The following is a 23,651-nucleotide window of genomic DNA, read 5'->3' on the forward strand; positions in this document are numbered from 1 at the left end:
TTTATCCCCCCCCCCCCCGGCCCCCGCGGGGGGGGGGGGCCCCGTCTCCGTCTCGCCGGTGCCGCCTACGGCTTGAGCACCAGGGTGTCGCTCGTGCTCTCGTCGACCGCCTTCTTGGAGAAGGCCCACGGCAGCAGTTCACCGTCGGCCCACTTGTCCGTCTGGTCGGTGTAGTGGGCGCTGTAGGCGTGTCCGGAGGCTCCGGTGAGATTGATCCACCGGGACTTGTCGAGGTCGCCGAGGTTGACCACCATCCGCATGGACGGCACCCACACCACCCCGTAGCCGCCGGCCGCGTTCCAGCCGGCGGCGTTGACCGCGGCCTCGCCGCCGCTGAGCTTCCACGGGCCGCGGTTGAGGGCGTACTTCACGAAGCCGGGGCCCTCGGTGCCCAGGGTCTGGTTGTTCAGGAACAGGCGGTGCAGCCGGCCCCAGTTCCAGGTGTCGATGTCCTTGCCGAGCTTGGCGGTCAGCTCCCAGCGGGCGTCGATCATGGCCCGCTCGAACAGGTCGTCCCGGTTCTTCTCGGCGCCGTCGCGGGCGCCGGAGTCCGGCGTGGTCCACCAGTCGCTCTTCGGGTTCTGCATCTGGGTGCGGACCACCTCGAACCAGCGGTCGCCGCCGTCCGGCTGGGCCTGGTCGGCGTCGCGCCGGCCGCACTCGCGGACCTTGTCGACCTCGTCCGCGGGCCCGGTGGTGTTGACCGGGTCGACCCACAGGCACTGGCCCTTGACCCGCAGCTCCTTGGGGAGCTTGTTGCCGAAGGCCAGCTTGAGGACGTTGCGCCAGACGGCGTTGAAGTACGCGGCGGCGGCCGAGTCGGCGTCCTGGGTGTAGTCCCAGCCCTCCAGCAGCTTCTGCGCCTCGCGGACGTCCTTGTCGCCGACGTCGATCTTGAGCAGCTGGGGCACGAGCAGCTTGGCCATCTCGCTGCTGTTGTCCAGCTGCATCTGACGCATGTCGTCGGTGGAGATCTTGCCGCCGTCCTTGATCTTCTGCTCGATCAGGGAGGTGATGCGCTGGCTGCGGGTGCCGTAGCCCCAGTCCGTGGTCAGCGTGTACGGGTAGTCCTCGCCGACGACGGCCTGGTTGGCGGTCACGATGTAGCCGCGCTCCGGGTCGTACTCGTAGGGCAGCTCGTCCTGGTCGATGTACTCGCCGGTCCAGCGGTACTCGGGGCTCCAGCCCGGCGCCGGGACCGAACCGTCGTGGCCCTCGGCGCGCACCGGGATCTTGCCGGGCAGGGTGTAGCCGATGTGCTCGCTGTCGGCGTAGACCAGGTTCTGCGAGGGCACGTCGAAGAGGGTGGCGGCCTCGCGGAAGTCGTCCCAGTTCCTGGCCCGGTCGATCGCGAAGACGGAGTCCATCGTGTTGCCCGCGTCGAGCGCGGTCCAGCGCAGCGCGACGCCGTAGCCGTCGCCGCGGTCGGGGGCGGCGGTGTCGACGGTGGCCTTCTTGCCGGTCTGCACCAGTTCGCTGTCGCGGTCGGACAGGAGCGGACCGTTGTTGGTCTCGCGCACGACGATGGTCTTGGACTCACCGCCGGCGACCTTGATGGTCTCGCGCCGCGTCTGGAAGGGCACCACCTTGCCGTCGTACTGGTAGCCCTCGCCGGTGATCTTCTCCAGGTAGAGGTCGGTGACGTCGACGCCGGAGTTGGTCAGGCCCCAGGCGATCTGCTGGTTGTGGCCGATGACGACGCCGGGCATGCCCGCGAAGGTGTAGCCGGACACGTCGTACTGGCACTTCGCGGAGACGGTCCGGCAGTGCAGGCCCATCTGGTACCAGACGGACGGCAGGGACGGGGACAGGTGCGGGTCGTTGGCCAGCAGCGGCTGTCCGGTGATGGTGTGCTTGCCGGACACGACCCAGGAGTTGGAGCCGATGCCGTTGCCGTTCACGCCGACGGCGGTGGGGAGGTCGTCCAGGACGTCCTGGAGGCCGGAGAGCTGGCCTTCGAGGGCGTTGCCCGTACCCGTACCGGTCCCGGTACCTGTGCCTATCCCTGTGCCGGTCCCGGTACCCGTGCCCGTTCCGGAGCCGGACGAGGCGTCGTCGCCGCCGGACGGGCCGCCGCCGTCGAACGTCCGGGTCAGCTCGTCGTACTGGCCCTCCTGGACGATCGCCTTGTTCCGGTCGTACGGATACGCCGGGTACAGGTCGGCGATCTGCTTGGGACCGAGACGGCTGGTCATCAGGGCGCGGTCGACCTCGTCCTGCATGTTGCCGCGCAGGTCCCAGGCCATCGCCTTGAGCCAGGCCACCGAGTCGACCGGGGTCCACTCCTGCGGCTTGTAGTCGTTGGTGAAGCCGAGGGCGGCGTACTCCAGGGAGATGTCCTTGCCGTCCTTGCCCTTCAGGTAGGCGTTGACTCCCTTGGCGTACGCCTGGAGGTACTTCTTCGTGGAGTCCGACAGCTTCTCGTCGTACTCCTTCTTCGCCACCCGGTGCCAGCCCAGGGTGCGCAGGAACTCGTCGTTGTCGACCTGGCTCTTGCCGAACATCTCCGACAGGCGCCCGCCGGTCATGTGCCGGCGCACGTCCATCTCGTAGAACCGGTCCTGCGCCTGGACGTAGCCCTGCGCCATGAACAGGTCCTCGTCGGTGGAGGCGTAGACCTGCGGGATGCCGTAACCGTCGCGCTTGACGTCGACCGGACCCGACAGTCCGTCCAGCGTGATCGAGCCCTTGGTCTGCGGGAAGGACGCGCGGACGGTGCTGATGGACCAGTACGCCCCGTAGGCGAGGCCGCCGATGATGGCCAGCACCAGCACGAGGACGAGCAGGCGCCCTTTGCGCCCCTTCTTCCTGCCGGACGTGCCGGGCTGCTGACCCGTGGAGGCGGTGGTGTTGGGGGGCATCGCTGTCCTTGCTGTCCTATACACGAGCGGCAGGGGCGGGCTGTGCTTTGTACTGAGCGCTGGAGCAACTCTAGGCGCAGGCCCGGCCAGCCCTTGACGCGGAGTGGGGTACCGCGGCGCACGAGCGTTCGATCTTGCCAAGAAGAGCGTCAAGAAAGCGTCAAGAGTTAGGTAAGGTAACGAAGTAGTTGTCCGCAGAGCATGGTGGCTTCTTGTGCCATGGGTGGTGCGCCTCGCGCGCCGAACGCGCGCACTCGCCCGCGCTGTGATTCCGTGCTGTGCGCCAGGGAAGGGAACGGCCGCTGACTGTCCACCACCTCAACCAGCTCCTGCTCGTCTGCTCGCTCGTCCTGCTCATCGCCGTCGCGGCGGTACGGATCTCCTCGCGCAGCGGGCTCCCCAGCCTGCTCGTCTACCTGGCCATCGGCGTCGCCATGGGCCAGGACGGCATCGGCGACATCCACTTCGACAACGCCGAACTGGTCCAGGTCATCGGGTACGCCGCCCTGGTCGTGATCCTGGCCGAGGGCGGACTCGGCACGAAGTGGAAGGAGGCGAAACCGGCGCTGCCGGCCGCCTCCGCACTGGCGCTGGCCGGGGTCGCGGTCAGCGTCGGCGTGACGGCGGCGGGCGCGCACTACCTGACGGGGCTGGAGTGGCGGCAGGCACTGATCGTCGGCGCCGTGGTGTCCTCCACGGACGCGGCCGCGGTCTTCTCCGTGCTGCGCAGGATCCCGCTGCCCTCGCGCATAGTGGGCACGCTCGAGGCCGAGTCGGGCTTCAACGACGCCCCGGTGGTCATCCTCGTGGTCGCCTTCTCCGCGGCCGGCCCGATCGAGCACTGGTACGTGCTGCTCGGCGAGATCGCCCTGGAGCTGGCCATCGGTGCCGCCATCGGGCTCGCGGTGGGCTGGCTGGGGGCGTGGGGACTGCGGCACGTGGCACTGCCCGCCTCGGGCCTCTACCCCATCGCCGTCCTCTCCATCGCCGTAGCGGCCTACGCGGCCGGCGCCCTGGCGCACGGCAGCGGCTTCCTGGCCGTCTACCTCGCCTCGATGGTGATGGGCAACGCCCGGCTGCCGCACTGGCCGGCCACCCGCGGATTCGCCGACGGGCTCGGCTGGCTCGCCCAGATCGGCATGTTCGTCCTGCTCGGCCTGCTGGTCACCCCGCACGAACTGGGCGACGACATCCTGCCCGCCCTGGTCATCGGGCTGGTGCTCACCATGGTGGCGCGTCCCCTGAGCGTCGTGCTGTGCCTGGTGCCCTTCCGGGTGCCGTGGCGGGAGCAGGCCCTCATGTCCTGGGCCGGACTGCGCGGCGCGGTGCCCATCATCCTGGCGACGATCCCCATGGTGGAGGGCGTCGCCGGCAGCCGCCGGATCTTCAACATCGTCTTCGTCCTGGTCGTCGTCTACACCCTGGTCCAGGGGCCCACGCTGCCCTGGCTGGCCCGCAAGCTGCGCCTGGGCAAGAGCGACGAGGCCGCCGACCTCGGCATCGAGTCGGCACCCCTGGAGCGGCTGCGCGGACACCTGCTGTCCGTGACGATCCCCGAGGGCTCGAGGATGCACGGCGTCGAGGTCAGCGAGCTGCGGCTGCCGCCCGGCTCCGCGGTCACGCTGGTCGTGCGCGACGGGAAGTCGTTCGTGCCGCTGCCCACGACGGGACTGCGGCGCGGGGACGAACTCCTCGTGGTCGCCACGGACCCCGTCCGCGACGCGGCCGAGGCACGGCTGCGCGCGGTCGGCGCCGGCGGCAAGCTGGCCGGCTGGCTGGGCACGGGGGACAACGGCGGCCGTCACCGGTGAGCGGCTGAGAGGTGCTCGCTTTCACACGGTTGTGCCCCTCTTGATCCCTGTACGATGAGTGCGGCACCTGATCGAACCAACTCTGTCTGATGCAGAGCTGGCGCGACCGTATGGCGGCCGGCACGCCCCCTCATCCGCACGGGCTCCGGCATCTACCGCAGTCCGCGCAAGAGGACAGCTCTCGGCGCTCCCGCACGGCGACAGCCGCGAGGCGGACCGCGCTACCAGGCGGCAGAAAGGCACGGCCGTGGCATCCACGGTCACCCCGTCGAAGAAGTCGCCGGAGGCAGCGCCGCACACCGCGTCCGCCTCCGCCCGCCCTGGATACGGACAGCTGCTGCGCACCCGCGGCGCCTGGACGTTCCTGCTCCCCGGTTTCGCGGCCCGCCAGCCGTTCGCCATGCTGACGATCTCCATCGTGCTGCTCGTGCAGCACACCACGGGCTCCTACGGCGTCGCGGGCGCCGTCGCGGCCGTCACCGGCGTCTCCATGGCCCTGTTCGCCCCCTACAGCGGACGGCTCGCCGACCGCTACGGACAGCGCGCCGTCCTGCTGCCCGGCGTACTCGTGCACGCGGCGTCCGGCCTGACCCTGACCGTCCTCGCGCTCGCGGACGCACCGCTGTGGGCGCTGTTCGCCGCCGCCGTGCCCGCGGGTGCGTCGGTGCCGCAGGTCGGGCCGATGGTGCGGGCCCGCTGGGGCGTCAAGCTCAAGGGCTCCCCCCTGATGAGCACCGCCGCCGCCTTCGAGTCCGTCACCGACGAGCTGACCTTCGTCCTCGGCCCGCTGCTGGCGACCGCCCTGTGCACGGGCATCGCCCCGGCCGCGGGCCTGGTCACCGAGGCCGCGCTCACCCTGGTGGGCGGTCTGCTGTTCGCCGCGCAGAAGAGCACGCAGCCCGAGGTCGGCGGGGCCGACGGCGCGCACGCGCGCGGGGAGCACGTTTCCGCGCTGCGCGTCCCCGGGGTGCGCGTTCTCATCGTCGCCTTCCTGGGCGTCGGCTCCGTCTTCGGCGGCATGCAGGTGTCGCTGGCCGCGTTCACCGAGTCGATCGGCGAGCCCGGCCTGAACGGCGTCCTCTACGGCGTCTTCGCCGCCGGAAACATGCTCTCCGGCCTGGCCTGCGGCGCCATCGCCTGGAAGGTCGCCCCGCAGCGGCGCCTCCTGATCGGTTACGCCGCCCTCGCGCTGACCGCCTCCGGTCTGTGGGCGGCGCAGTCGGTGCTCGTGCTGGCCGGCCTCGGTCTGCTGGTCGGCATCTGCGTCGCGCCCGCCATCGTCACCGGCTACACCCTGGTGGAGGGCCTGGTCCCGGCCGGTGCCCGCACCGAGGCCTTCACCTGGCTGACCGGCGCCGTCGCCCTCGGGCAGGCGCTGGCGGTGACCGTCGCGGGACAGCTGGAGGACGGGTTCTGGAACGGGGCCGGATTCCTGGTGCCGATGGGCGGCACGGTGCTCGCGCTGGCGGTCCTGGTGGCACTGCGCTCACGGCTGGCCTCCCGGCCCCAGGGGCGCACGGTCGCACGTGGCGTCGGTCACCGCGAGCCCGTCGCAGTGGACTGATCCCGAGGAATACGTCACTATGGACCGTCGTTAGCACTCATCGAGTGAGAGTGCCAGGAGGAAGACAGTGCCGACGTACCAGTACCAGTGCACCGAGTGCGGCGAGGGCCTCGAGGCGGTGCAGAAGTTCACCGACGACGCCCTCACCGAGTGCCCGAACTGCCAGGGCCGCCTGAAGAAGGTGTTCTCGGCGGTCGGCATCGTCTTCAAGGGTTCCGGCTTCTACCGCAACGACAGCCGCGGCAGCTCGTCGAGCAGCTCGCCGGCGTCGTCGAAGTCCGGGGCGTCGTCCTCCGCGTCCTCGGACTCGGGTTCGTCCTCGTCGTCGGCCTCCGGCTCGGGTTCGTCCTCGTCGTCCTCCGGCTCCGGTAGCTCCTCCTCCAGCACCACCGCCGCGTAGGCTCCGGGCCGGACGCGGGAAGCGCCCGGCCGCACCAGGTTCTTACGAGACCCTGTCGTCGTACGACGACGGGGTCCTCGGCGTTTCCCGGGCCGGTTAGGGTGCGGACATGGCGAACAAGGTGAATGCCGAGATCGGCGTGATCGGCGGCTCCGGTTTCTACTCGTTCCTCGACGACGTGACCGAGGTCGAGGTGGACACCCCGTACGGGCCGCCCAGCGACTCGCTCTTCCTCGGCGAGATCGCCGGCCGGCGGGTCGCCTTCCTCCCCCGGCACGGTCGCGGCCACCATCTGCCGCCGCACCGGATCAATTACCGGGCCAACCTGTGGGCGCTGCGCTCGGTCGGCGCGCGCCAGGTCCTCGGCCCGTGCGCGGTCGGCGGCCTGCGTCCGGAGTACGGGCCGGGCACGCTGCTGGTGCCGGACCAGTTCGTCGACCGGACCAGGTCCCGCCCGTCGACGTACTTCGACGGACTGCCGCTGCCCGACGGCACCGTGCCCAACGTGGTGCACGTGTCGCTGGCCGACCCGTACTGCCCCACCGGGCGGGCCGCCGCGCTGAAGGCGGCGCGGGGAAGGGACTGGGAAGCCGTGGACGGCGGCACCCTGGTCGTGGTCGAGGGGCCGCGCTTCGGCACCCGGGCGGAGTCCCTGTGGCACCGGGCCCAGGGCTGGTCGGTAGTGGGCATGACCGGTCACCCGGAGGCGGCCCTCGCCCGTGAACTGGAGCTCTGCTACACCTCCCTGACCCTCGTCACCGACCTCGACGCCGGCGCCGAGAGCGGTGAGGGCGTCTCGCACGAGGAGGTGCTGCGGGTGTTCGCGGCCAACGTGGACCGGCTCCGGGGCGTCCTGTTCGACGCGGTGGCCGCACTGCCGGCGACCGGGGAGCGGGACTGCCCGTGCGGGGCGGCGCTGGGCGGGATGGATCCGGGGATCGTGCTGCCGTAGGGGGGATGGCCGGGGGACGCGCCGCCGCAGGACGGGACGGCCGGGGGACGCGCCGCCGCAGGACAGGACGGCCAGGGGACGCGCCGCCGCAGGACAGGACGGCCAGGGGACGCGCCGCCGCAGGACAGGACGGCCAGGGGACGCGCCTCCGCAGGACGGAACGGCCAGGGGACGCGCCTCCGCAAGGCGGAATGGCCGGGGGACGCGCCTCCGCAGGGCGAGACGGGGACGGCTCTCCGGTTCAGGCGGAACGTCCCCTTCGGGTGGCGGAGTTGTCCACAAGCGGGCGGTGGTCCACGGGTCTCGGCGGGGTCCGGCGAAAAGCCTCATCGTGGGAGCGCAAGCCGATCCCTCGTCGCAGGTGGTGGTCACCGTGTCCCGTTCCGTCCTTCCCTTCCCCGGCCCGTCCCCGCTCGGCACCGACGCGCCACCCACCGGCGTGGTGCCGCCCTTCGCCCCGGTGCGGGTGCGCGGCGGACGGCACCGCCTGCACCGGCTCGTCCGGCACCGGCGGCGCGTCGTGGCCGCCGGGCTCGCCGTCACCGCCGCGGCGCTGGTGGCCGCGGGCCCGCAGCCGGGGGCCGCTGGGCCGGACCCGGGGCGGGCACGCGGACATCCGGTGGCCGAACAGACGCGCGAGCGGCCCGGCCCGCGGCTTGTGGCGGCGCCGGTACGGATCGCGGACGCGGAGACGGTACGGCTGCTCGGTCCGGGCGACCGCGTCGACGTGGTCGCGACCGAGGACGCCGGCGACGCCTCCGTGATCGCGCGCGGGGCGCGGGTGACGAAGGTGCCGGAGCCTGTGGACGGGGCGGCGGGCGGGGCGCTGGTCGTGGTGTCGGTGGACCGCGACACCGCTCACCGGCTGGTCGGCGCGGGTACCACGGGGCGGTTGGCGGTGACTCTGTGCTGAGGCCGTCAAGTCCCTCGTTCGAGGGGCCGGATTGGACAGGACGGCCCAACGCTGACGTAGGTTGCGGAGCGCTCCATTCCAACACCTGTTCAAGCGAGGAGAACGTCCACCGTGAGCGAGAAGAGCGACCCGAGTCTCTGGCAGGGCTTCAAGGCCTTCCTGATGCGCGGAAACGTCATCGACCTGGCGGTGGCGGTCGTCATCGGCGCCGCCTTCACCAACATCGTCAACTCGGTGGTGAAGGGGGTCATCAACCCGCTGATCGGGGCGTTCGGCACGCAGAGCCTGGACAGTTACAGCTCCTGCCTGAAGGGCCCGTGCACCGGGACCGGCGACACCGCGACGGGCGTGCGGATCCTGTGGGGCTCGGTGCTGGGCGCCACGCTCTCGTTCCTGATCACCGCGGCCGTCGTCTACTTCCTGATGGTCCTGCCCATGGCGAAGTACCTGGCCCGGCAGGAGGCCCGCCGCAAGGCCAAGGAGAGCGCCGAGGAGATCATCGAGGTCACCGAGCTGGAGGTGCTCAAGGAGATCCGGGACGAGCTGGTCGCGCAGCGCGGCTCGGGGCACGACCGCTCCTAGCGGCAGCGGCGGCAGCCGCCGGGCGGGGGCCCGCGCGGCTCACAGGTGGTGCGGCGGCTTCTCGTCGAGGAAGCGCTTCAGGTCGGCCGCGCTGTCGCCCTCGGGCCGCTCGCCCCAGCCGCGGTCGGTATCGTCCGACGTCTGCTGGTCCAGCGGGTCGTCGAAGACCAGCGCCGGCCTGGGCGCGCGCGGCTCGGGTTCGGGGGCGGTACTCATGGGTCCAGGGTACGGCCCCGCTCCACAAGCGGACCGGCGTCGTCTCTGCTGTGCTGGGAGCCATGACGTCCAGTCCCCAGCCCGCGGGCGCACCCTCGGGACCGCCCGGCGCCCGCCCCCCTGTCCGCAGGCTGAAGGCCCGCGGGCGGCAGGAGGCGCACCGTTCCGCCACACCGCTCGAGCTCTTCTTCGACCTGTGCTTCGTCGTCGCCATCGCCCAGGCGGGCGTGCAACTGGTGCACTCGGTCGCCGAGGGCCATGCCGGCGAGGGCGTTCTCGACTACGCGATGGTCTTCTTCGCCATCTGGTGGGCGTGGATGAACTTCACCTGGTTCGCCTCGGCCTACGACAACGACGACGTGCTCTACCGGATCGTCACCCTGGTGCAGATGGCCGGTGTGCTGGTGCTGGCGGCGGGCGTCTCCCGGGCCTTCGAGGAGCACGACTACGTGGCCGTCGTCCTCGGCTACGTGATCATGCGGGTCGCCATGTCGGCGCAGTGGCTCAGGGCGGCGCGCACGGCCGGGGCGGCGGAGCGCGCGATGGCCCTGAGGTACGCCGGGGGCGTGCTGGTCTGCCAGGTCGGCTGGCTGGGACTGCTGGTCCTGCCGGAGGGCGGCCGGGGCTGGCTGTTCCTGGCGATGGTGGTGCTGGAGCTGTGCGTGCCGGTGTTCGCCGAGCGCGGGCACATGTCGTCCTGGCATCCGCACCACATCTCCGAGCGGTACGGGCTGTTCACGATCATCGTGCTCGGCGAGACCATCGCGGCGGCCACGGTGGCGGTGAAGTCGGGCATCGAGGAGAACGACGCCCTGGGCGAGGTGCTGCCGATCGCGGCGGGCGGGCTCCTCATCGTCTTCTCCGCCTGGTGGATCTACTTCGTGGTCCCCGTCCACACCCATCTGAGATCCAACAGGCAGGCGTTCGTGTGGGGCTACGGCCACTACCTGGTATTCGCCTCGGCGGCGGCGATCGGGGCGGGACTGGAGGTGGCCGTGGAACAGGCGGTGGGCGCGGCGCACATCTCCACGCTCGCGGCGTCCGCGGCGGTGACCCTGCCGACGGCGCTGTTCCTGGTCACGGTGTGGGCGCTGCACGCACGGCACTTCAAGGTGGGCATCGCCGAGCAGTTGGTGCTGCCGACCGCCGCGCTGCTGGTGATCTGCTGCACCTTCCTCGGGGACGTGGCGGTGCTGGTGGCCGGAGTCGTCCTGGCGCTGACCGTGGCGGCCGGCGTGACGCTGACCGCGCGGCACACCGGGCGGCGGCGGGGCGCGGCGCCGTCCGCCGCCTGACCGGGTGCGGCCCGCCCCGGCCGCCGGCGTGGACGAGACTGGCGGTATGACAGTTGACGCATTGACGGACGTCGCGGGTCTGCTGGTGGGGCACGCGACGCGGCGCGGCGACGGATGGCTCACGGGGACGACGGTGGTGCTCGCTCCGGAGGAGGGGGCGGTGGCGGCCGTGGACGTGCGCGGCGGGGGCCCCGGCACCAAGGAGACCGACGCGCTCGATCCGCGCAACCTGGTGCAGCGGGTTCAGGCGGTGGTGCTGACCGGCGGCAGCGCGTACGGGCTCGACGCGGCGTCGGGGGTGATGGCCTGGCTGGAGGAGCGGGGACGCGGGGTGCGCGTCGGGCCGGACCCCGCGCACGTGGTGCCGGTGGTGCCCGCGGCCTGCGTCTTCGACCTGGGGCGCGGCGGCGACTTCCGGGCCAGGCCGGACGCCGCCACGGGACGGGCGGCCGTCGAGGCGGCGCAGGCGAGTGCGGACTCCCCCGGCGCCGGGGTGCCGCAGGGATGCGTCGGGGCGGGCACGGGGGCCGTGGTCGGCACGCTGAAGGGTGGGGTCGGCACCGCGAGCACCGTGCTGGACTCGGGCATCACGGTGGCGGCGCTGGTGGTGGCCAACGCGGCGGGGTCGGTGACGGATCCGGAGACGGGGGTGCTGTACGGGGAGTTGTTCGGCGGCGGGCGGGTCCCGTACCCGGCGCCGGAGGTGCACGAGGCGGCGGGGCGGCGCCTGGCGGAGGTCGCGGCGAGGAACGCACCGCCGCCGTTGAACACCACGCTCGCCGTGGTCGCCACCGACGCCGACCTGTCGAAGGCGCAGGCGCAGAAGCTGGCCGGCACGGCGCACGACGGGATCGCGCGCGCCGTCCGGCCGGTGCACCTGCTCAGCGACGGGGACACCGTGTTCGCGCTGGCGACCGGAGCGCACCCGCTGGCCGAGGGGCAGCCACTCGCGCTGAACGAGGTGCTGGCGGCGGGCGCGGACATGGTGACGCGTGCGATCGTCCGCGCGGTCCGGGCCGCCGGGCCGGTGGACGGACCGGGCGGGGCCTGGCCGTCGTACGGGGAGCTGTACGGCGGGTGACGGGGGAACGGCCGGGCGGTGTGGAAAGGTTGCGGCGGATACCGTCCGACCGGTCGTTGACCAGCGGATTTTGACGGAAGGTCGGGTCGCGCGGGAACTTTTCGCGCGGCTCGCGGGTTTTCCGTGCGTACGTTTTCTCGGTTCCCGGACATGATGTCCGATCGAGGGGCTACGGTATGCACCCACAAGGTGACATGCAGCAACGCCGGGAGAAACCTTGAGCGTTCCGTACGAGACGGCAGCGTACGAGCCACCCGAGTCGCCCGAGTCTCCGGAGGAGCACCTCATGCGGCTGCTGGGTCGCGCCCTGAACTCGTTCGAACTGCCCGACGAGACGATACGGAGCCTGGACTGCGCGCTGGCGCACGACGGTTCCCTGCACTCCGCGCACCACAGCGCGGGGCTGCACCGTGAGACGTACCGGCACACCTGGCTGCTCGCCGACGGTTCGGCGCTCACCCTCTGGGAGCTGGTGCACAACACCGTTCCGGGCGGTGAACCGCAGCACGAGGTGTACCTGGACGACGAGGAGCTGCGCACCGCGACCTCCCGGCTGGCGCTGCCACCGGAGACGCCGGACTTCGAACTGCCGGTGCAGGTGCACCACTCCCCGGTCCCGGCCCCCCGGCACACCTACGTCTCCGACGCCTCGGCGGACCACGCCCGCCGGCTGCTGCGCCGTGCGGAGAACACGGACCGGCCGGGGTCCGAGCTGGCCGAGCTGCTGGCCACGGCGTCCGCGCACCAGATCATCCAGGCCTTCGGCGGTCCCGGCCGCGCGGGCCGCGCCCGGGCCGGGTTCTCGCTCTACGAGCACGCGTTCCTGCTCCGGGACGGCGCCGAGGTCTCCCTCTGGGAGGTCGAGCACACGGCCACGCCCGACGGCCGGCACATGTGCGAGGTCTACGCCAGCGAGGACGCGGCCCGCCGCGCGATGGAGCGACGGGCCGCGCAGCTCTCCTCCTGAGCGGTAAGCGATAAGCGGTGAGCGTGACGGCGGGAGCGTCCGGCCGCCCGGGCTCTACGCGGCCACCGGCTGCTTCGCCCCGGGTGCCTGGGCCGACGGGTCCGCACCGCCGGGCCCCTGGGCCGTCGTCCCCCGCGCCGGTGTGCGCAGGCCCTTGAGGACGATCACCAGGGCCGTGGTGACGCAGACGCCGGCCGCGATGGCGAGCAGGTAGAGCAGCGGGTTGCCGATCAGCGGGACCACGAAGATGCCGCCGTGCGGGGCCCGCAGCGTGGCCCCGAAGGTCATCGACAGGGCGCCGGTGACCGCGCCGCCCACCATCGAGGACGGGATGACCCGCAGCGGGTCGGCCGCGGCGAACGGGATCGCGCCCTCGGAGATGAAGGAGGCGCCCAGCACCCAGGCGGCCTTGCCGTTCTCGCGCTCGGCGGCGTTGAAGAGCCGGCCGCGCACGGTGGTGGCCAGGGCCATCGCCAGCGGCGGGACCATGCCGGCCGCCATCACCGCCGCCATGATCTTCATGGCCGAGTCGCTGGGACTGGCGACCGCGATGCCCGCGGTGGCGAAGGTGTAGGCGACCTTGTTGACCGGGCCGCCGAGGTCGAAGCACATCATCAGGCCGAGGAGCGCGCCGAGCAGGATGGCGTTGGCGCCGGACAGGCCGTTCAGCCAGTCGGTCATCGCCGACTGGGCGGACGCGATCGGTTTGCCGATCACCACGAACATCAGGAACCCGACGATCGCCGCCGAGACCAGCGGGATCACCACCACCGGCATGATGCCGCGCAACGCCTTCGGGATGCGCACCCGTTGGACGGCCAGCACCACGGCACCCGAGATCAGACCGGCCGCCAGACCGCCGAGGAAGCCCGCGTCGACGGTCAGCGCGATCGAGCCGCCGACGAAGCCGGGGACCAGGCCCGGCCGGTCGGCCATGCCGTAGGCGATGTAGCCGGCCAGCACCGGGACGAGGAAGGCGAAGGCCACGCCGCCGATCTGGAACAGCAGGGCCGCCCAGCTGTCCGCCTGGGTCCACCCGAAGTGGTCCATCACGGACGGCGCCTTGTTGATCTCGTAGCCGCCGATCGCGAAGCCCAGGGCGATCAGCAGACCGCCCGCGGCGACGAAGGGGACCATGTAACTGACTCCGGACATCAGCCACTTGCGGAGCTTCGTTCCGTACCCCTCGCCGGACTCGCCGCCCCGCTCGACCGGCGTCGCACCGGCGGAACCGGGCGAGGCCGTCGCCCCGGCCGCCGTGACCTCGCCGCGGGCCGCCTTCCCGCGGACCTCGCCGATCAGCTCGCCCGGCCGGTTGATGGCGGCCTTGACGCCGGTGTCGACGGTGGGCTTCCCGGCGAAGCGGTCCTTCTCGCGCACCGGCACGTCGTGGGCGAGGATCACGCCGTCCGCCGCCGCGATCACCGCGGGGTCCAGCCGGTCGAACCCGGCCGAGCCCTGGGTCTCGACGGCGACCTCGACGCCTTCCTCACGGCCCGCGTTCTCCAGCGACTCGGCGGCCATGTAGGTGTGCGCGATGCCGGTGGGGCAGGAGGTGACGGCGACGATCCGGAAGGGGCGCTCGGGCGGTCCGGGGGCCTCCCGCTCGCCGGTGCCGACCGTGGCGGCCCCGGCGGAGGCCGCCGCCGGGGTCGCCACGGAGTCCTCGTTGGCGGAGACCCCGACGGCGGAGTCCTCGTCGGCGGCGGCCGCGGGCTCCTCGCCGCGGATCAGCGCCGCCGCGTCCGCCGGGTCGCCCACCGCGCGCAGCGCGTCCGTGAACTCGGCGTTCATCAGCTGCCGGGCCAGGGAGGAGAGGATCGTCAGGTGGGCGTCGTCGGCGCCCGCCGGTGCGGCGATCAGGAAGACCAGGTCGGCCGGGCCGTCCGCCGCCCCGAAGTCGATGCCCCGCGCGCTGCGCCCGAAGGCCAGCGTGGGCTCGGTGACGTGCTCGCTGCGGCAGTGCGGGATGCCGATGCCGCCGTCGAGGCCGGTCGGCATCTGCGCCTCACGGGCGGCCACGTCGGCGAGGAAGCCCTCCAGGTCGGTCACCCGGCCCCGGGCCGCCATCCGCTCGGCGAGGGCGCGCGCCGCCGCTTCCTTGGTGTCGGCGGACAGGTCGAGATCGACCAGGTCCGCACTGATCATGTCGCTCATCGCGGGCTCCTTAGCTCGCGTATCGCCCGGAACACGGGGTGCGGGGCGGGGGCGGGGAGGGGGGCGCTTCGGTGGAGGCCGGGGATGTGGCCGGGGATGTGGCCGGGGATGTGGCCGGGGGTCATGGCGTCGGCTCCCGCAGGGCGCGGTCCGTCGGTACCTCGGTGGTGACCGTCACGGCGGACGGATCCAGGTCGTCCGGCGTCGGCATCACGCTGCCCGGCAGCCGGACGGCGGCGGCGCCGTGCGCGACGGCGGAGGCGAGGGCGCCGGGCCCCGCTCCCCGGGCGATCAGGAATCCGGCGAGGGAGGAGTCGCCGGCGCCCACGTTGCTGCGGACGGCGTCCACGCGGGCGGTGCCGAACCAGGTGCCGTCCTCGGCCACGAGCAGTTGCCCGTCGGCGCCCAGGCTGGCGAGCACGGACCGGGCGCCCAGCTCCCGCAGTTCCTCGGCGGCCTTCACGGCGTCGCCGACCGTGGCGAGGGGGCGTCCGACGGCCTCCGCGAGTTCCTCGGCGTTCGGCTTGACCACGTCGGGCCGCTCGCGCAGGGCCTGGAGCAGGGCGGGCCCCGAGGTGTCCAGCGCGATGCGGGCTCCGGCGGCGTGCGCCCGGGCGACCAGCTCGGCGTACCAGGAAGGGGCGAGGCCGCGGGGCAGGCTGCCGCAGCAGGCGATCCAGTCGGCGCCGGGCGACTGGCTCCGTACCGTCTCCAGGAGCAGTTCCCGTTCGGCGGGCGACAGTTCGGGACCCGGCGCGTTGATCTTCGTCAGGACGCCGTCGGCCTCGGCGAGCGCGATGTTGGAGCGGGTGGCCCCGGCGATCGGCACCGGCGCGACCTCGATGCCCTGGGAGTCCAGCAGGTCGGCGACCAGCGCTCCCGGCGCCCCGCCGAGCGGCAGCACCGCCACCGTGCGCCGGCCGGCCGCCGCCACCGCCCGCGACACGTTCACGCCCTTGCCGCCCGGGTCCACGCGCTCGCCCGTGGCCCGGACGACCTCGCCTCGGTCGAGCGCCGGCACCTCGTAGGTGCGGTCCAGGGACGGGTTGGGGGTGACGGTGAGGATCATGCGCGTACCACTTCCGTGCCGGCGCGCTCGACGTCGGCCGCGTCCTCGGGGCTCAGCCCGCTGTCGGTGATCAGCAGGTCCACGTCGTGCAGGGCGCCGAAGCGGGCGAAGTGCTCCTGGCCGTACTTCGAGGAGTCGGCGACCAGCACCGCACGGCGGGCGGCGGCCACGGCGGCCCGCTTGACGGCGGCCTCGGCGAGGTCGGGGGTGGTCAGTCCGTACTCGACGGAGAAGCCGTTGGCCGCCACCACCGTGACGTCGGCGCGGATCTCGCCGTACGCGCGCAGCGCCCAGGCGTCCACGGCGGCGCGGGTACGGTGCCGGACCCTGCCGCCGACCAGGTGGAGCTGGATGCCGGGGTGGTCGGCGAGGCGGGCGGCGATGGGCAGGCTGTGGGTGACGACGGTCAGCGAGCTCTCCGCCGGGAGCGCCGCCGCCATGCGGGCCAGCGTCGAGCCGGCGTCGAGGATCAGCGTGCCCTCGGTGGGCAGTTCGGCCAGGGCCGCCTTGGCGATCCGGTCCTTCTCGTCGGCGGCGGTGGACTCGCGCTCGGCGAGGTCGGGCTCGAAGTCGAGCCGCCCGGCGGGGATCGCGCCGCCGTGCACCCGGCGGAGCAGTCCGGCGCGGTCGAGCGCCGTGAGGTCGCGGCGGATGGTCTCCGCCGTCACCTGGAACTCCTCGGCGAGCGACACCACGTCCACCCGGCCACTGTCCCGGGCGAGCCGGAGGATCTCCTGCTGCCGCTCCGCTGCGTACATGACCGTTCACCTCCGAACTGTGCCCGAACCTGTGGTTTCTCCCGGGAGGCTAACCCCGGTTTTCCGGAATGTAAACAGAGAAACACAGGCGGTCGGACACACTCGGGCATGAACGGGCATGAGCTGCGTGGCCCCGGGCGGCCGGGCTCAGAGCAGCGCGGGCTCCTTCTCCTGCGCCGGCTCCGCCGCCTCGGCCCCCTCCACGTGCTGCGCGGGCCGCTTGGGCAGCGCGAACATCAGCAGGAAGATGACGGCCATCACCCCGGCCACCCAGCCCAGCGCGTTCTGGAAGGCGTCCGCGTAGGCCGGGCCCAGGCGGGCGGGGGTGAGGTGGTCGCTCATCGTGCCGAAGAAGACCACCGACACCAGGCCGAGGCCGAGCGCGTTGCCCATCTGCTGCACGGTGTTGATGAGCCCGGACGCGGCGCCGGCGTGCTCACGCGGCACCTGGGACAGCACCGCGTCGGTCAGCGGCGCGACGATCAGGCCCATGCCGAGGCCCATCACGGTGAGCGGCAGCGCCATCTGCCAGGACGCGATGCCGAGGCCGTAGCGCCCGGCCTCCCAGATGTAGAGCAGCACTCCGGCCGCCATCACCAGCGCGCCCGCCTGGAGTACCCCGCGCCCGAAGCGGGGGACCAGCAGCTGCACCGACACCCCGGCCGCCACCGAGACGGCGATCGAGAACGGCACTCCGGTGAGCCCGGCCCGCAGCGCGCTCCAGCCGAGTCCCACCTGCATGTACAGCGTCCACACCAGGAAGAAGACGCCGAGCGCGATACCGAAGACGGTCTGCACGGCGATCCCGGCCGCGAAGCTCTTCACCCGGAACAGCGACAGCTCGACCAGCGGCGAGCCGTCCCGCGCGCTCTTGCGCCGCTCGTACGCCACCAGCACCGCGAGGACCACGAGCGAGCCGGCCATCGACAGGTACCCCCACAGCGGCCAGCCCAGCTCCTCACCGCGGGTGAGCGGGTAGACCAGCATCAGCATGCCGAGGGTGACCAGGGCGACCCCGACCAGGTCCAGCCGCAGGGCGCGCGGTGCCTTGGACTCCGTGATGAAGCGGCTGCCGAGGACGAGTCCCGCGACGCCGACCGGCAGGTTGATGAGGAAGATGGGGCGCCATTCGAGGCCGAAGAGGTTCCACTCGGTGAGCAGGGCGCCCAGCAGCGGGCCGGAGACGGCGCCGAGTCCGACGATCGCGCCGAACAGCCCGAACACCTTGCCGCGTTCGTGCGCGGGGAAGGTGGCGTGCACGATCGACAGGACCTGCGGCACCATCAGCGCCGCCATGGCGCCCTGGAGGATGCGGGAGGCGACCAGCATCTCCGGGTTCACCGCCAGGCCGCACAGCGCGGACGCCAGGGTGAACCCGGCGATGCCGATGAGGAACACCCGCTTGCGGCCGTGGATGTCGCCGAGCCGACCGCCGGTGATCAGACCGGCGGCGAAGGCGAGGGCGTAGCCGGCCGTTATCCACTGGATCTGGCTGACGGAGGCGCCCTCGTCCCGCTGGATCGACGGGATCGCGATGTTGACGATGGTGACGTCGACCAGGTCCATGAAGGCCGCGGTCATCACGATCGCGAGGGCGAACCAGCGGCGGCGGTCGCCCCCGGGCGGGGCGGGTGAAGCGGACGGGGCGGGTGGCGTGTCCGGGGTCTGCGTGAAGGTCATGCGAGGAAGTTAGGAGGGCAGTAGGACGGATCACGTCCTAGATGTGCGGCATCCTCGGTGCCATGACGACGGACACTCCGGCCCGGCTGCTGACGCTCCTCTCCCTCCTCCAGACGCCCCGCGAATGGCCCGGCGGCGAGCTGGCCGACCGGCTCGGGGTCTCCCGCCGCACGGTCCGGCGCGACATCGACCGGCTGCGCGAGCTGGGCTACCCCGTGCAGGCCACCATGGGCGCGGACGGCGGCTACCGGCTGGTGGCCGGCAAGGCGATGCCGCCGCTCGTCCTCGACGACGAGGAGGCGGTGGCCATCGCGGTCGGGCTGCGCGCCGGCGCCGGACACGCGGTCGAGGGCCTGGACGAGGCGTCGGTGCGGGCGCTGGCCAAGCTGGAGCAGGTGCTGCCGTCCCGGCTGCGGCACCGGGTGACCACGCTGCAGGCCGCGACCACGCCGCTGACCAGCGGGGACGGCCCGAGCATCGCGCCCGGCACACTGACCGTCATGGCCTCGACGGTGGCCGGACACGAGCGGCTGCGGTTCGCCTACCGCGCGGGCGACGGCACCGAGTCGCGGCGCGTGACGGAGCCGTACCGGCTGGTGTCGACGGGACGCCGCTGGTACCTCATCGCCTACGACCTCGACCGCGACGACTGGCGGACCTTCCGGGTCGACCGGGTCAGCGAGCCGTTCGCCACCGGCGCCCGGTTCACCCCCCGGGAGCTGCCGACCGGGGACGCGGCCGAGTACCTGCGGCGCTCGATGCAGCGGCGGGGCGACTCGTACGGGATGGAGGTCCTCTTCCTCGAACCGCCCGAGACCGTCGCGGCACGGCTGCCGCAGTGGCTCGGGACGCCGGAGGCGGTGGACGGCGGCACGTCGTGCGTCCTGCGGGCGACGGTGTCCGACGCGCCCGAGTGGATGGCGGTGCGGCTGGCGATGACGGGGCTGGAGTTCCGGGTCCGGCAGCCGGCGGAGCTGGCTGACCGGGTCAGGGAGCTGGGTGCGCGGCTGGGGCGGGCCGCGCCGTCCGGCACGGGATGACGCGGGCGGCGGCTGCGGCGGCGCACCGGCGCCGGGGCCGCCTCGCGCGCATCGGGGCCGACGCCTCCCCCGGACCGCGCGCCTGCGACGGCCCGACCTCCGCCCGGGGACCGACGCTCCGCCGGCGCCCCGCCCGGCTCAGCCCTGCCCGGCTCAACCCCGCCCGGCTCAGTCCCGCCCCGGCGGCTCGCCCTCCCCTTCCTCCCCGTTCTCCCCGTTCTCCCACGGGAAGTCCCGCAGGGTTTCCAGATTCCGCAGGGCCTGCTCCAGAGGGCTGCGTGCCGTCCCGGCGGACATGGCCCAGTGCTCCGCCGCGACGCGCACGGCGGCGCCCGCCACGGCGGCCGCGAAGTGGATCCGGGGCGAGGCCACGAGGCGTGCGGCAACGTTGTCGTCACCGCCGGACATCCGCGCGGCCAGCGCCTCCACGAGTCCGCGTTCCGTGCTGTGGCAGACCTCCGCCCACACCTTGCGCAGCGCCGGACTGCTCCCGGCCAGGCGGATCAGGGTGCGGGCCCACTCCCAGGAGGCGGCCGAGACTCCGGCGCCCGGGGTCAGCGTGTGCCGCACGGCGTGTTCCAGCGCCGCGGGCGGGGACAGCTCGGCCGGGGCGTCGCGGACCGCCCGCACCCAGCGCTCGGCGCCGAGGGCGTACAGCGGGGCGACGGCCTCCTCCTTGGCCGCGAAGTAGCGGTAGAAGGTGCGCGGGGCGATTCCGGCGGCGCGGGCGATGTCCTCGGCCCGGGTGGCTCTGAGGCCCTGGCCGACGAAGAGGCGGGCCGCCGCGCGGGCGATCTCCATACGGGTCTCGGCCTTGCGCCGTTCCGTCAGGGAGACCGGTCCCGACCCGGGGTCGGGGAATGCGGGGATGGTGCTGCTCACTTCGGCAGGCTATGCCGCTGTGGCAGAATCTGCCATTCGGCGGGCCACCCCGGGGTTCAGGTTCGGGGTGTCCCGCCGGCCCGTTCGGGCTCGCGGCAGAGAGGGAGCCGGGCTGCGGCACCCCGGGGGGGAGGGGCGCCGAGCCCGGCTCGGGAAAGTCCCGGCACCGGGGGGAGTGCGTCGGGACGTGGCCTCAAGGGGCGCGGGCCGGTGGTTCCGGGCCGCCTGCGGGCGGGCCCGGTGTTCTTTTTCCCGGGCCCCCGCGGGTTGAAGCAGCGTTGTACGGCCATGTTTGCGCGGGGTTCGGCCACCGGCGTGCGCCCCACCCGCCACGTCACGCCCCCGCGTCACGCGCCGTCGCTACGCCGCCGGGTCACGCGCCGGCGCTACGCCGCCGCCTCGAAGCCGGTCGAGCGGGCCAGCTTCTTCAGCTCGAGCAGCGCGTGCTTCTCGATCTGCCGGATGCGCTCACGGGTGAGGCCGTGCTCCTTGCCGACCTCGGTCAGGGTGCGCTCGCGGCCGTCGACGATGCCGTACCGCATCTTGATGATGGAGGCGGTGCGCGGGTCGAGGCGGCCGATCAGGTCGTCCAGCTCCTCGCTGCGCAGCAGGGTCAGCACCGACTGCTCGGGCGACACGGCGGAGGTGTCCTCCAGCAGGTCGCCGAACTGGGTCTCGCCCTCGTCGTCCACCGACATGTTCAGCGAGACCGGGTCGCGGGCCCAGTCGAGCACGTCGGTGACGCGCTCCGGGGTCGAGCCCAGCTCGGCCGCGATCTCGGCGGGCTCCGGCTCGCGGCCGTGCTCGCGGTTGAACTCGCGCTGCACGCGGCGGATCCGGCCCAGCTCCTCCACCAGGTGGACGGGCAGCCGGATGGTGCGCGACTGGTCGGCGATGGACCGGGTGATGGCCTGACGGATCCACCAGGTCGCGTAGGTCGAGAACTTGAAGCCCTTGCGGTAGTCGAACTTCTCGACCGCGCGGACCAGGCCGGCGTTGCCCTCCTGGATCAGGTCGAGCAGCGGCAGTCCGCTGCGCGGGTAGCGGCGGGCGACCGCGACGACCAGACGGAGGTTGGACCGGATGAAGACGTCCTTCGCCCGCTCGCTCTCGTCGATCAGGGCCTGGAGTTCCTCACGGGTGGCATCCGCCCCGGTCTCCTCGTAGCCTTCGAGGACCTGCCGCGCGAAGACACCCGCCTCGATGGTCTGGGACAGCTCGACCTCCTTGGCGGCGTCGAGCAGCGGTGTACGCGCGATCTCGTCGAGGTACATGCCGACCAGATCGCGGTCGGCGAGCTCTCCGCCGTTGGCGCGGACGCTGGTTGCCGCGCCGGAGGTCTCGCCGGTGGCGGACTTACGACGGGCGACGGCACGGGTTGCCATGCGTGCTCCCTTGCGATGGTGGTTCAGCGAGTGATCCGGTGGACGCTCGGCACTGTGGGGGACTCTCCTCGGGTGCCCTGCATCCGATGGAAACAACGACTGGAATCCGGACAGAATTCCCAACCCGTCCCTCGATTTTTCTGATCATGCAGTACCCTGTGCCGCCGCAGGAGGTGGCGAGATGTCGACGGTGCGTACGGATGTCCAGGTCAGACCGGGAGTCGAGGACGACCTCAAGGCACTCACCGACCTCTACAACCACTACGTGCGTGAGACGCCCATCACGTTCGACACCGAGCCCTTCACGGTGGAAGAGCGCCGCCCTTGGCTGCTCTCCCACCCTGAAGACGGCCCGTACCGGCTGAGGGTTGCCACGGACGCGGACTCACAGGAGATTCTGGGGTACGCCACCTCCAGCCCCTACCGCGCCAAGCCCGCCTACGGGACCTCGGTGGAGACCACCGTCTACGTCGCCCCGGGCGCCGGCGGCCGGGGCGTGGGCACGCTGCTCTACACGTCCCTCTTCGAGGCGCTCGCCGGTGAGGACCTGCACCGCGCCTACGCGGGCGTCGCCCAGCCCAACGAGGCGTCGGCCCGGCTGCACGAGCGCTTCGGCTTCCGGTACGTCGGCACCTACCGCGAGGTCGGCCGCAAGTTCGGCCGCTACTGGGACGTGGCCTGGTACGAGAAGCCGCTGTAGCCCGCCCGGCCGGCGCTCAGCCGAACTGCACGGACCGCTTGGCCAGCCCCATCCAGAACCCCTCGATCACCGACCGCCGCAGGTCCAGCTCACCGGCCGCGTCCGCGGCACCCATGGTCACGAACAGGGGGGCGAAGTGCTCGGTGCGCGGATGGGCGAGCCGCCCCGCCGGGGACTTGCGAGCGAAGTCGAGCAGCCCGTCCACGTCCCCGTCCTCCAGCGCGCGCCGGCCCCAGTCGTCGAACTCCGCGGACCAGGAGGGGACGCCACCCTGGCGCAGCGCGGCCAGGTTGTGGGTGAAGAAGCCGGAGCCGATGATCAGCACGCCCTCGTCGCGCAGCGGCGCGAGCCTGCGGCCGGTCTCCATCAGCCGTTCCGGGTCGAGGGTCGGCATGGAGACCTGGAGGACCGGGATGTCGGCGCCCGGGTACATCTCGACGAGCGGCACGTAGGCGCCGTGGTCGAGGCCGCGGCCGGGCACGTCCTGGACGGGCGTGCCGGGGGCGCGCAGCAGCTTGCGGACCGACTCGGCCAGCGCGGGGGCGCCGGGGGCCTCGTAGCGCACCCGGTAGTAGTGCTCGGGGAAGCCCCAGAAGTCGTACACCAGGGGCAGGGTCGTGGTGGCACCGAGGGCCAGCGGGGACTCCTCCCAGTGGGCGGAGACGACGAGGATCGCCTTCGGCCGGGGCAGTCCGGCGGCCCACGCGGCGAGTTCGCCGGGCCAGACCGGGTCGTCGGCGAGCGGCGGGGCGCCGTGGCTGAGGTAGAGGGCGGGCATGCGCTCCTGCGTGGCGGCGGTCATGACGGCTCCCGATACTTGAACTCTCAATCTCTACGCCGTCAACCTACCCCCAACTTGTTTAACTTTCAAGGAGTAGTTTCGTAGAGTGGGACCCATGAACGACGAACCCCGCTGGCTCACCGACGAGGAGCAGCTCGTCTGGCGCTCCTACATCGAGGCCGCCACCCTCCTGGAGGACCACCTCGACCGGCAGCTCCAGCGCGACGCGGGCATGCCGCACGTCTACTACGGCCTGCTGGTCAAACTGGCCGAGTCGCCGCGGCGGCGGCTGCGGATGACGGAGCTGGCCCGATACGCGAAGATCACCCGCTCCCGGCTCTCGCACGCGGTGGCCCGGCTGGAGAAGAACGGCTGGGTCCGCCGCGAGGACTGCCCCTCCGACAAGCGCGGCCAGTTCGCCATCCTCACGGAGGAGGGGTACGCGGTGCTGAGCCGGACCGCTCCGGGCCACGTGGACGCCGTGCGCCAGGCCGTCTTCGACCGGCTCACCCCCGGACAGCAGAAGTCCCTCGGCGAGATCATGCGGATCGTCGCCG

At 72.6% G+C, this 23,651-nt stretch carries 21 protein-coding genes; 12 read left to right on the forward strand and 9 right to left on the reverse strand.

Annotated features, from left to right (window positions below):
* Nucleotides 1-65: 65 nt before the first annotated feature.
* Nucleotides 66-2,861, reverse strand: coding sequence for a penicillin acylase family protein (locus tag ACFW01_RS04365; protein ID WP_234957224.1), 2,796 nt, complete (start codon nucleotides 2,859-2,861; stop codon nucleotides 66-68).
* 278 nt (nucleotides 2,862-3,139) lie between these two features.
* Here ACFW01_RS04365 and ACFW01_RS04370 point away from each other — a divergent pair, with 278 nt between their 5' ends.
* The 6 genes from ACFW01_RS04370 (at nucleotide 3,140) to mscL (ending at nucleotide 9,083) form a co-directional block, all read left to right on the forward strand.
* Nucleotides 3,140-4,672 (forward strand): potassium/proton antiporter, encoded by a 1,533-nt coding sequence (locus tag ACFW01_RS04370; protein ID WP_234957223.1) that lies wholly within the window; start codon nucleotides 3,140-3,142, stop codon nucleotides 4,670-4,672.
* A gap of 247 nt (nucleotides 4,673-4,919) precedes the next feature.
* Complete coding sequence (locus ACFW01_RS04375) at nucleotides 4,920-6,236, forward strand: MFS transporter (RefSeq protein WP_234957222.1); 1,317 nt, start codon at nucleotides 4,920-4,922, stop codon at nucleotides 6,234-6,236.
* 67 nt (nucleotides 6,237-6,303) lie between these two features.
* Nucleotides 6,304-6,636, forward strand: coding sequence for an FmdB family zinc ribbon protein (locus tag ACFW01_RS04380; protein WP_234957221.1), 333 nt, complete (start codon nucleotides 6,304-6,306; stop codon nucleotides 6,634-6,636).
* Between the two features lie 109 nt (nucleotides 6,637-6,745).
* The gene (locus ACFW01_RS04385; protein WP_234957220.1) at nucleotides 6,746-7,588 is read left to right on the forward strand and encodes an S-methyl-5'-thioadenosine phosphorylase; all 843 of its coding nucleotides are present in this window, start codon (nucleotides 6,746-6,748) and stop codon (nucleotides 7,586-7,588) included.
* Nucleotides 7,589-8,030: 442 nt separating this feature from the next.
* Nucleotides 8,031-8,501 carry a hypothetical protein gene (locus ACFW01_RS04390; RefSeq protein WP_384502450.1) on the forward strand — a complete coding sequence of 157 codons (471 nt, stop codon included), beginning with the start codon at nucleotides 8,031-8,033 and terminating at the stop codon, nucleotides 8,499-8,501.
* 111 nt (nucleotides 8,502-8,612) lie between these two features.
* On the forward strand, nucleotides 8,613-9,083 hold the full coding sequence (gene mscL, locus ACFW01_RS04395) for a large conductance mechanosensitive channel protein MscL (RefSeq protein ID WP_234957218.1): 471 nt from the start codon (nucleotides 8,613-8,615) through the stop codon (nucleotides 9,081-9,083).
* A 39-nt stretch (nucleotides 9,084-9,122) separates the two neighbouring features.
* Here mscL and ACFW01_RS04400 read toward each other — a convergent pair whose 3' ends face one another.
* Nucleotides 9,123-9,299: a hypothetical protein gene (locus ACFW01_RS04400; protein ID WP_122617522.1), complete on the reverse strand. Its 177-nt coding sequence runs from the start codon at nucleotides 9,297-9,299 to the stop codon at nucleotides 9,123-9,125.
* 62 nt (nucleotides 9,300-9,361) lie between these two features.
* Here ACFW01_RS04400 and ACFW01_RS04405 point away from each other — a divergent pair, with 62 nt between their 5' ends.
* From ACFW01_RS04405 to ACFW01_RS04415, 3 genes are all read left to right on the forward strand, one after another.
* Nucleotides 9,362-10,594 carry a low temperature requirement protein A gene (locus ACFW01_RS04405; protein WP_234957217.1) on the forward strand — a complete coding sequence of 411 codons (1,233 nt, stop codon included), beginning with the start codon at nucleotides 9,362-9,364 and terminating at the stop codon, nucleotides 10,592-10,594.
* 46 nt (nucleotides 10,595-10,640) lie between these two features.
* A complete protein-coding gene (locus tag ACFW01_RS04410) occupies nucleotides 10,641-11,675 on the forward strand; it encodes a P1 family peptidase (RefSeq protein ID WP_234957216.1) in 1,035 nt (344 codons plus the stop codon).
* 217 nt (nucleotides 11,676-11,892) lie between these two features.
* Nucleotides 11,893-12,642: a DUF6227 family protein gene (locus ACFW01_RS04415; protein WP_234957215.1), complete on the forward strand. Its 750-nt coding sequence runs from the start codon at nucleotides 11,893-11,895 to the stop codon at nucleotides 12,640-12,642.
* 54 nt (nucleotides 12,643-12,696) lie between these two features.
* Here the strand turns inward: ACFW01_RS04415 and ACFW01_RS04420 are convergent, their stop codons facing one another.
* From ACFW01_RS04420 to ACFW01_RS04435, 4 genes are all read right to left on the reverse strand, one after another.
* Nucleotides 12,697-14,799 carry a fructose-specific PTS transporter subunit EIIC gene (locus ACFW01_RS04420; RefSeq protein WP_384502348.1) on the reverse strand — a complete coding sequence of 701 codons (2,103 nt, stop codon included), beginning with the start codon at nucleotides 14,797-14,799 and terminating at the stop codon, nucleotides 12,697-12,699.
* 121 nt (nucleotides 14,800-14,920) lie between these two features.
* Nucleotides 14,921-15,868 carry a 1-phosphofructokinase gene (gene pfkB / locus ACFW01_RS04425; RefSeq protein ID WP_234957213.1) on the reverse strand — a complete coding sequence of 316 codons (948 nt, stop codon included), beginning with the start codon at nucleotides 15,866-15,868 and terminating at the stop codon, nucleotides 14,921-14,923.
* A complete protein-coding gene (locus tag ACFW01_RS04430; RefSeq protein WP_384502349.1) occupies nucleotides 15,865-16,626 on the reverse strand; it encodes a DeoR/GlpR family DNA-binding transcription regulator in 762 nt (253 codons plus the stop codon). Before ACFW01_RS04430 ends, pfkB begins: the two co-directional genes overlap by 4 nt.
* Nucleotides 16,627-16,773: 147 nt before the next feature.
* On the reverse strand, nucleotides 16,774-18,306 hold the full coding sequence (locus tag ACFW01_RS04435; RefSeq protein ID WP_384502350.1) for an MFS transporter: 1,533 nt from the start codon (nucleotides 18,304-18,306) through the stop codon (nucleotides 16,774-16,776).
* A 62-nt stretch (nucleotides 18,307-18,368) separates the two neighbouring features.
* Here ACFW01_RS04435 and ACFW01_RS04440 point away from each other — a divergent pair, with 62 nt between their 5' ends.
* Entirely contained in the window at nucleotides 18,369-19,346 is a 978-nt protein-coding gene (locus ACFW01_RS04440) for a YafY family protein (protein ID WP_234957210.1), read from the forward strand.
* A gap of 168 nt (nucleotides 19,347-19,514) precedes the next feature.
* On the opposite strand, the gene ACFW01_RS04445 is transcribed toward ACFW01_RS04440, so the two are convergent.
* Nucleotides 19,515-20,228 (reverse strand): TetR family transcriptional regulator, encoded by a 714-nt coding sequence (locus ACFW01_RS04445; protein WP_234957209.1) that lies wholly within the window; start codon nucleotides 20,226-20,228, stop codon nucleotides 19,515-19,517.
* Between the two features lie 386 nt (nucleotides 20,229-20,614).
* Nucleotides 20,615-21,613 (reverse strand): RNA polymerase sigma factor RpoD/SigA, encoded by a 999-nt coding sequence (locus ACFW01_RS04450; RefSeq protein WP_161326716.1) that lies wholly within the window; start codon nucleotides 21,611-21,613, stop codon nucleotides 20,615-20,617.
* A 181-nt stretch (nucleotides 21,614-21,794) separates the two neighbouring features.
* Here ACFW01_RS04450 and ACFW01_RS04455 point away from each other — a divergent pair, with 181 nt between their 5' ends.
* Nucleotides 21,795-22,313 (forward strand): GNAT family N-acetyltransferase, encoded by a 519-nt coding sequence (locus tag ACFW01_RS04455; protein WP_234957208.1) that lies wholly within the window; start codon nucleotides 21,795-21,797, stop codon nucleotides 22,311-22,313.
* Nucleotides 22,314-22,329: 16 nt separating this feature from the next.
* On the opposite strand, the gene ACFW01_RS04460 is transcribed toward ACFW01_RS04455, so the two are convergent.
* On the reverse strand, nucleotides 22,330-23,115 hold the full coding sequence (locus tag ACFW01_RS04460; protein ID WP_234957207.1) for a class III extradiol ring-cleavage dioxygenase: 786 nt from the start codon (nucleotides 23,113-23,115) through the stop codon (nucleotides 22,330-22,332).
* Between the two features lie 94 nt (nucleotides 23,116-23,209).
* Between ACFW01_RS04460 and ACFW01_RS04465 the strand changes: the two genes are divergently transcribed.
* A partial coding sequence (locus ACFW01_RS04465) for a MarR family winged helix-turn-helix transcriptional regulator (protein ID WP_384502351.1) occupies nucleotides 23,210-23,651 on the forward strand: 442 nt, incomplete at its 3' end.

Origin of the sequence: Streptomyces sp. NPDC058985 (assembly GCF_042740985.1) — a bacterium.
Taxonomy (GTDB): Bacteria; Actinomycetota; Actinomycetes; order Streptomycetales; family Streptomycetaceae; genus Streptomyces.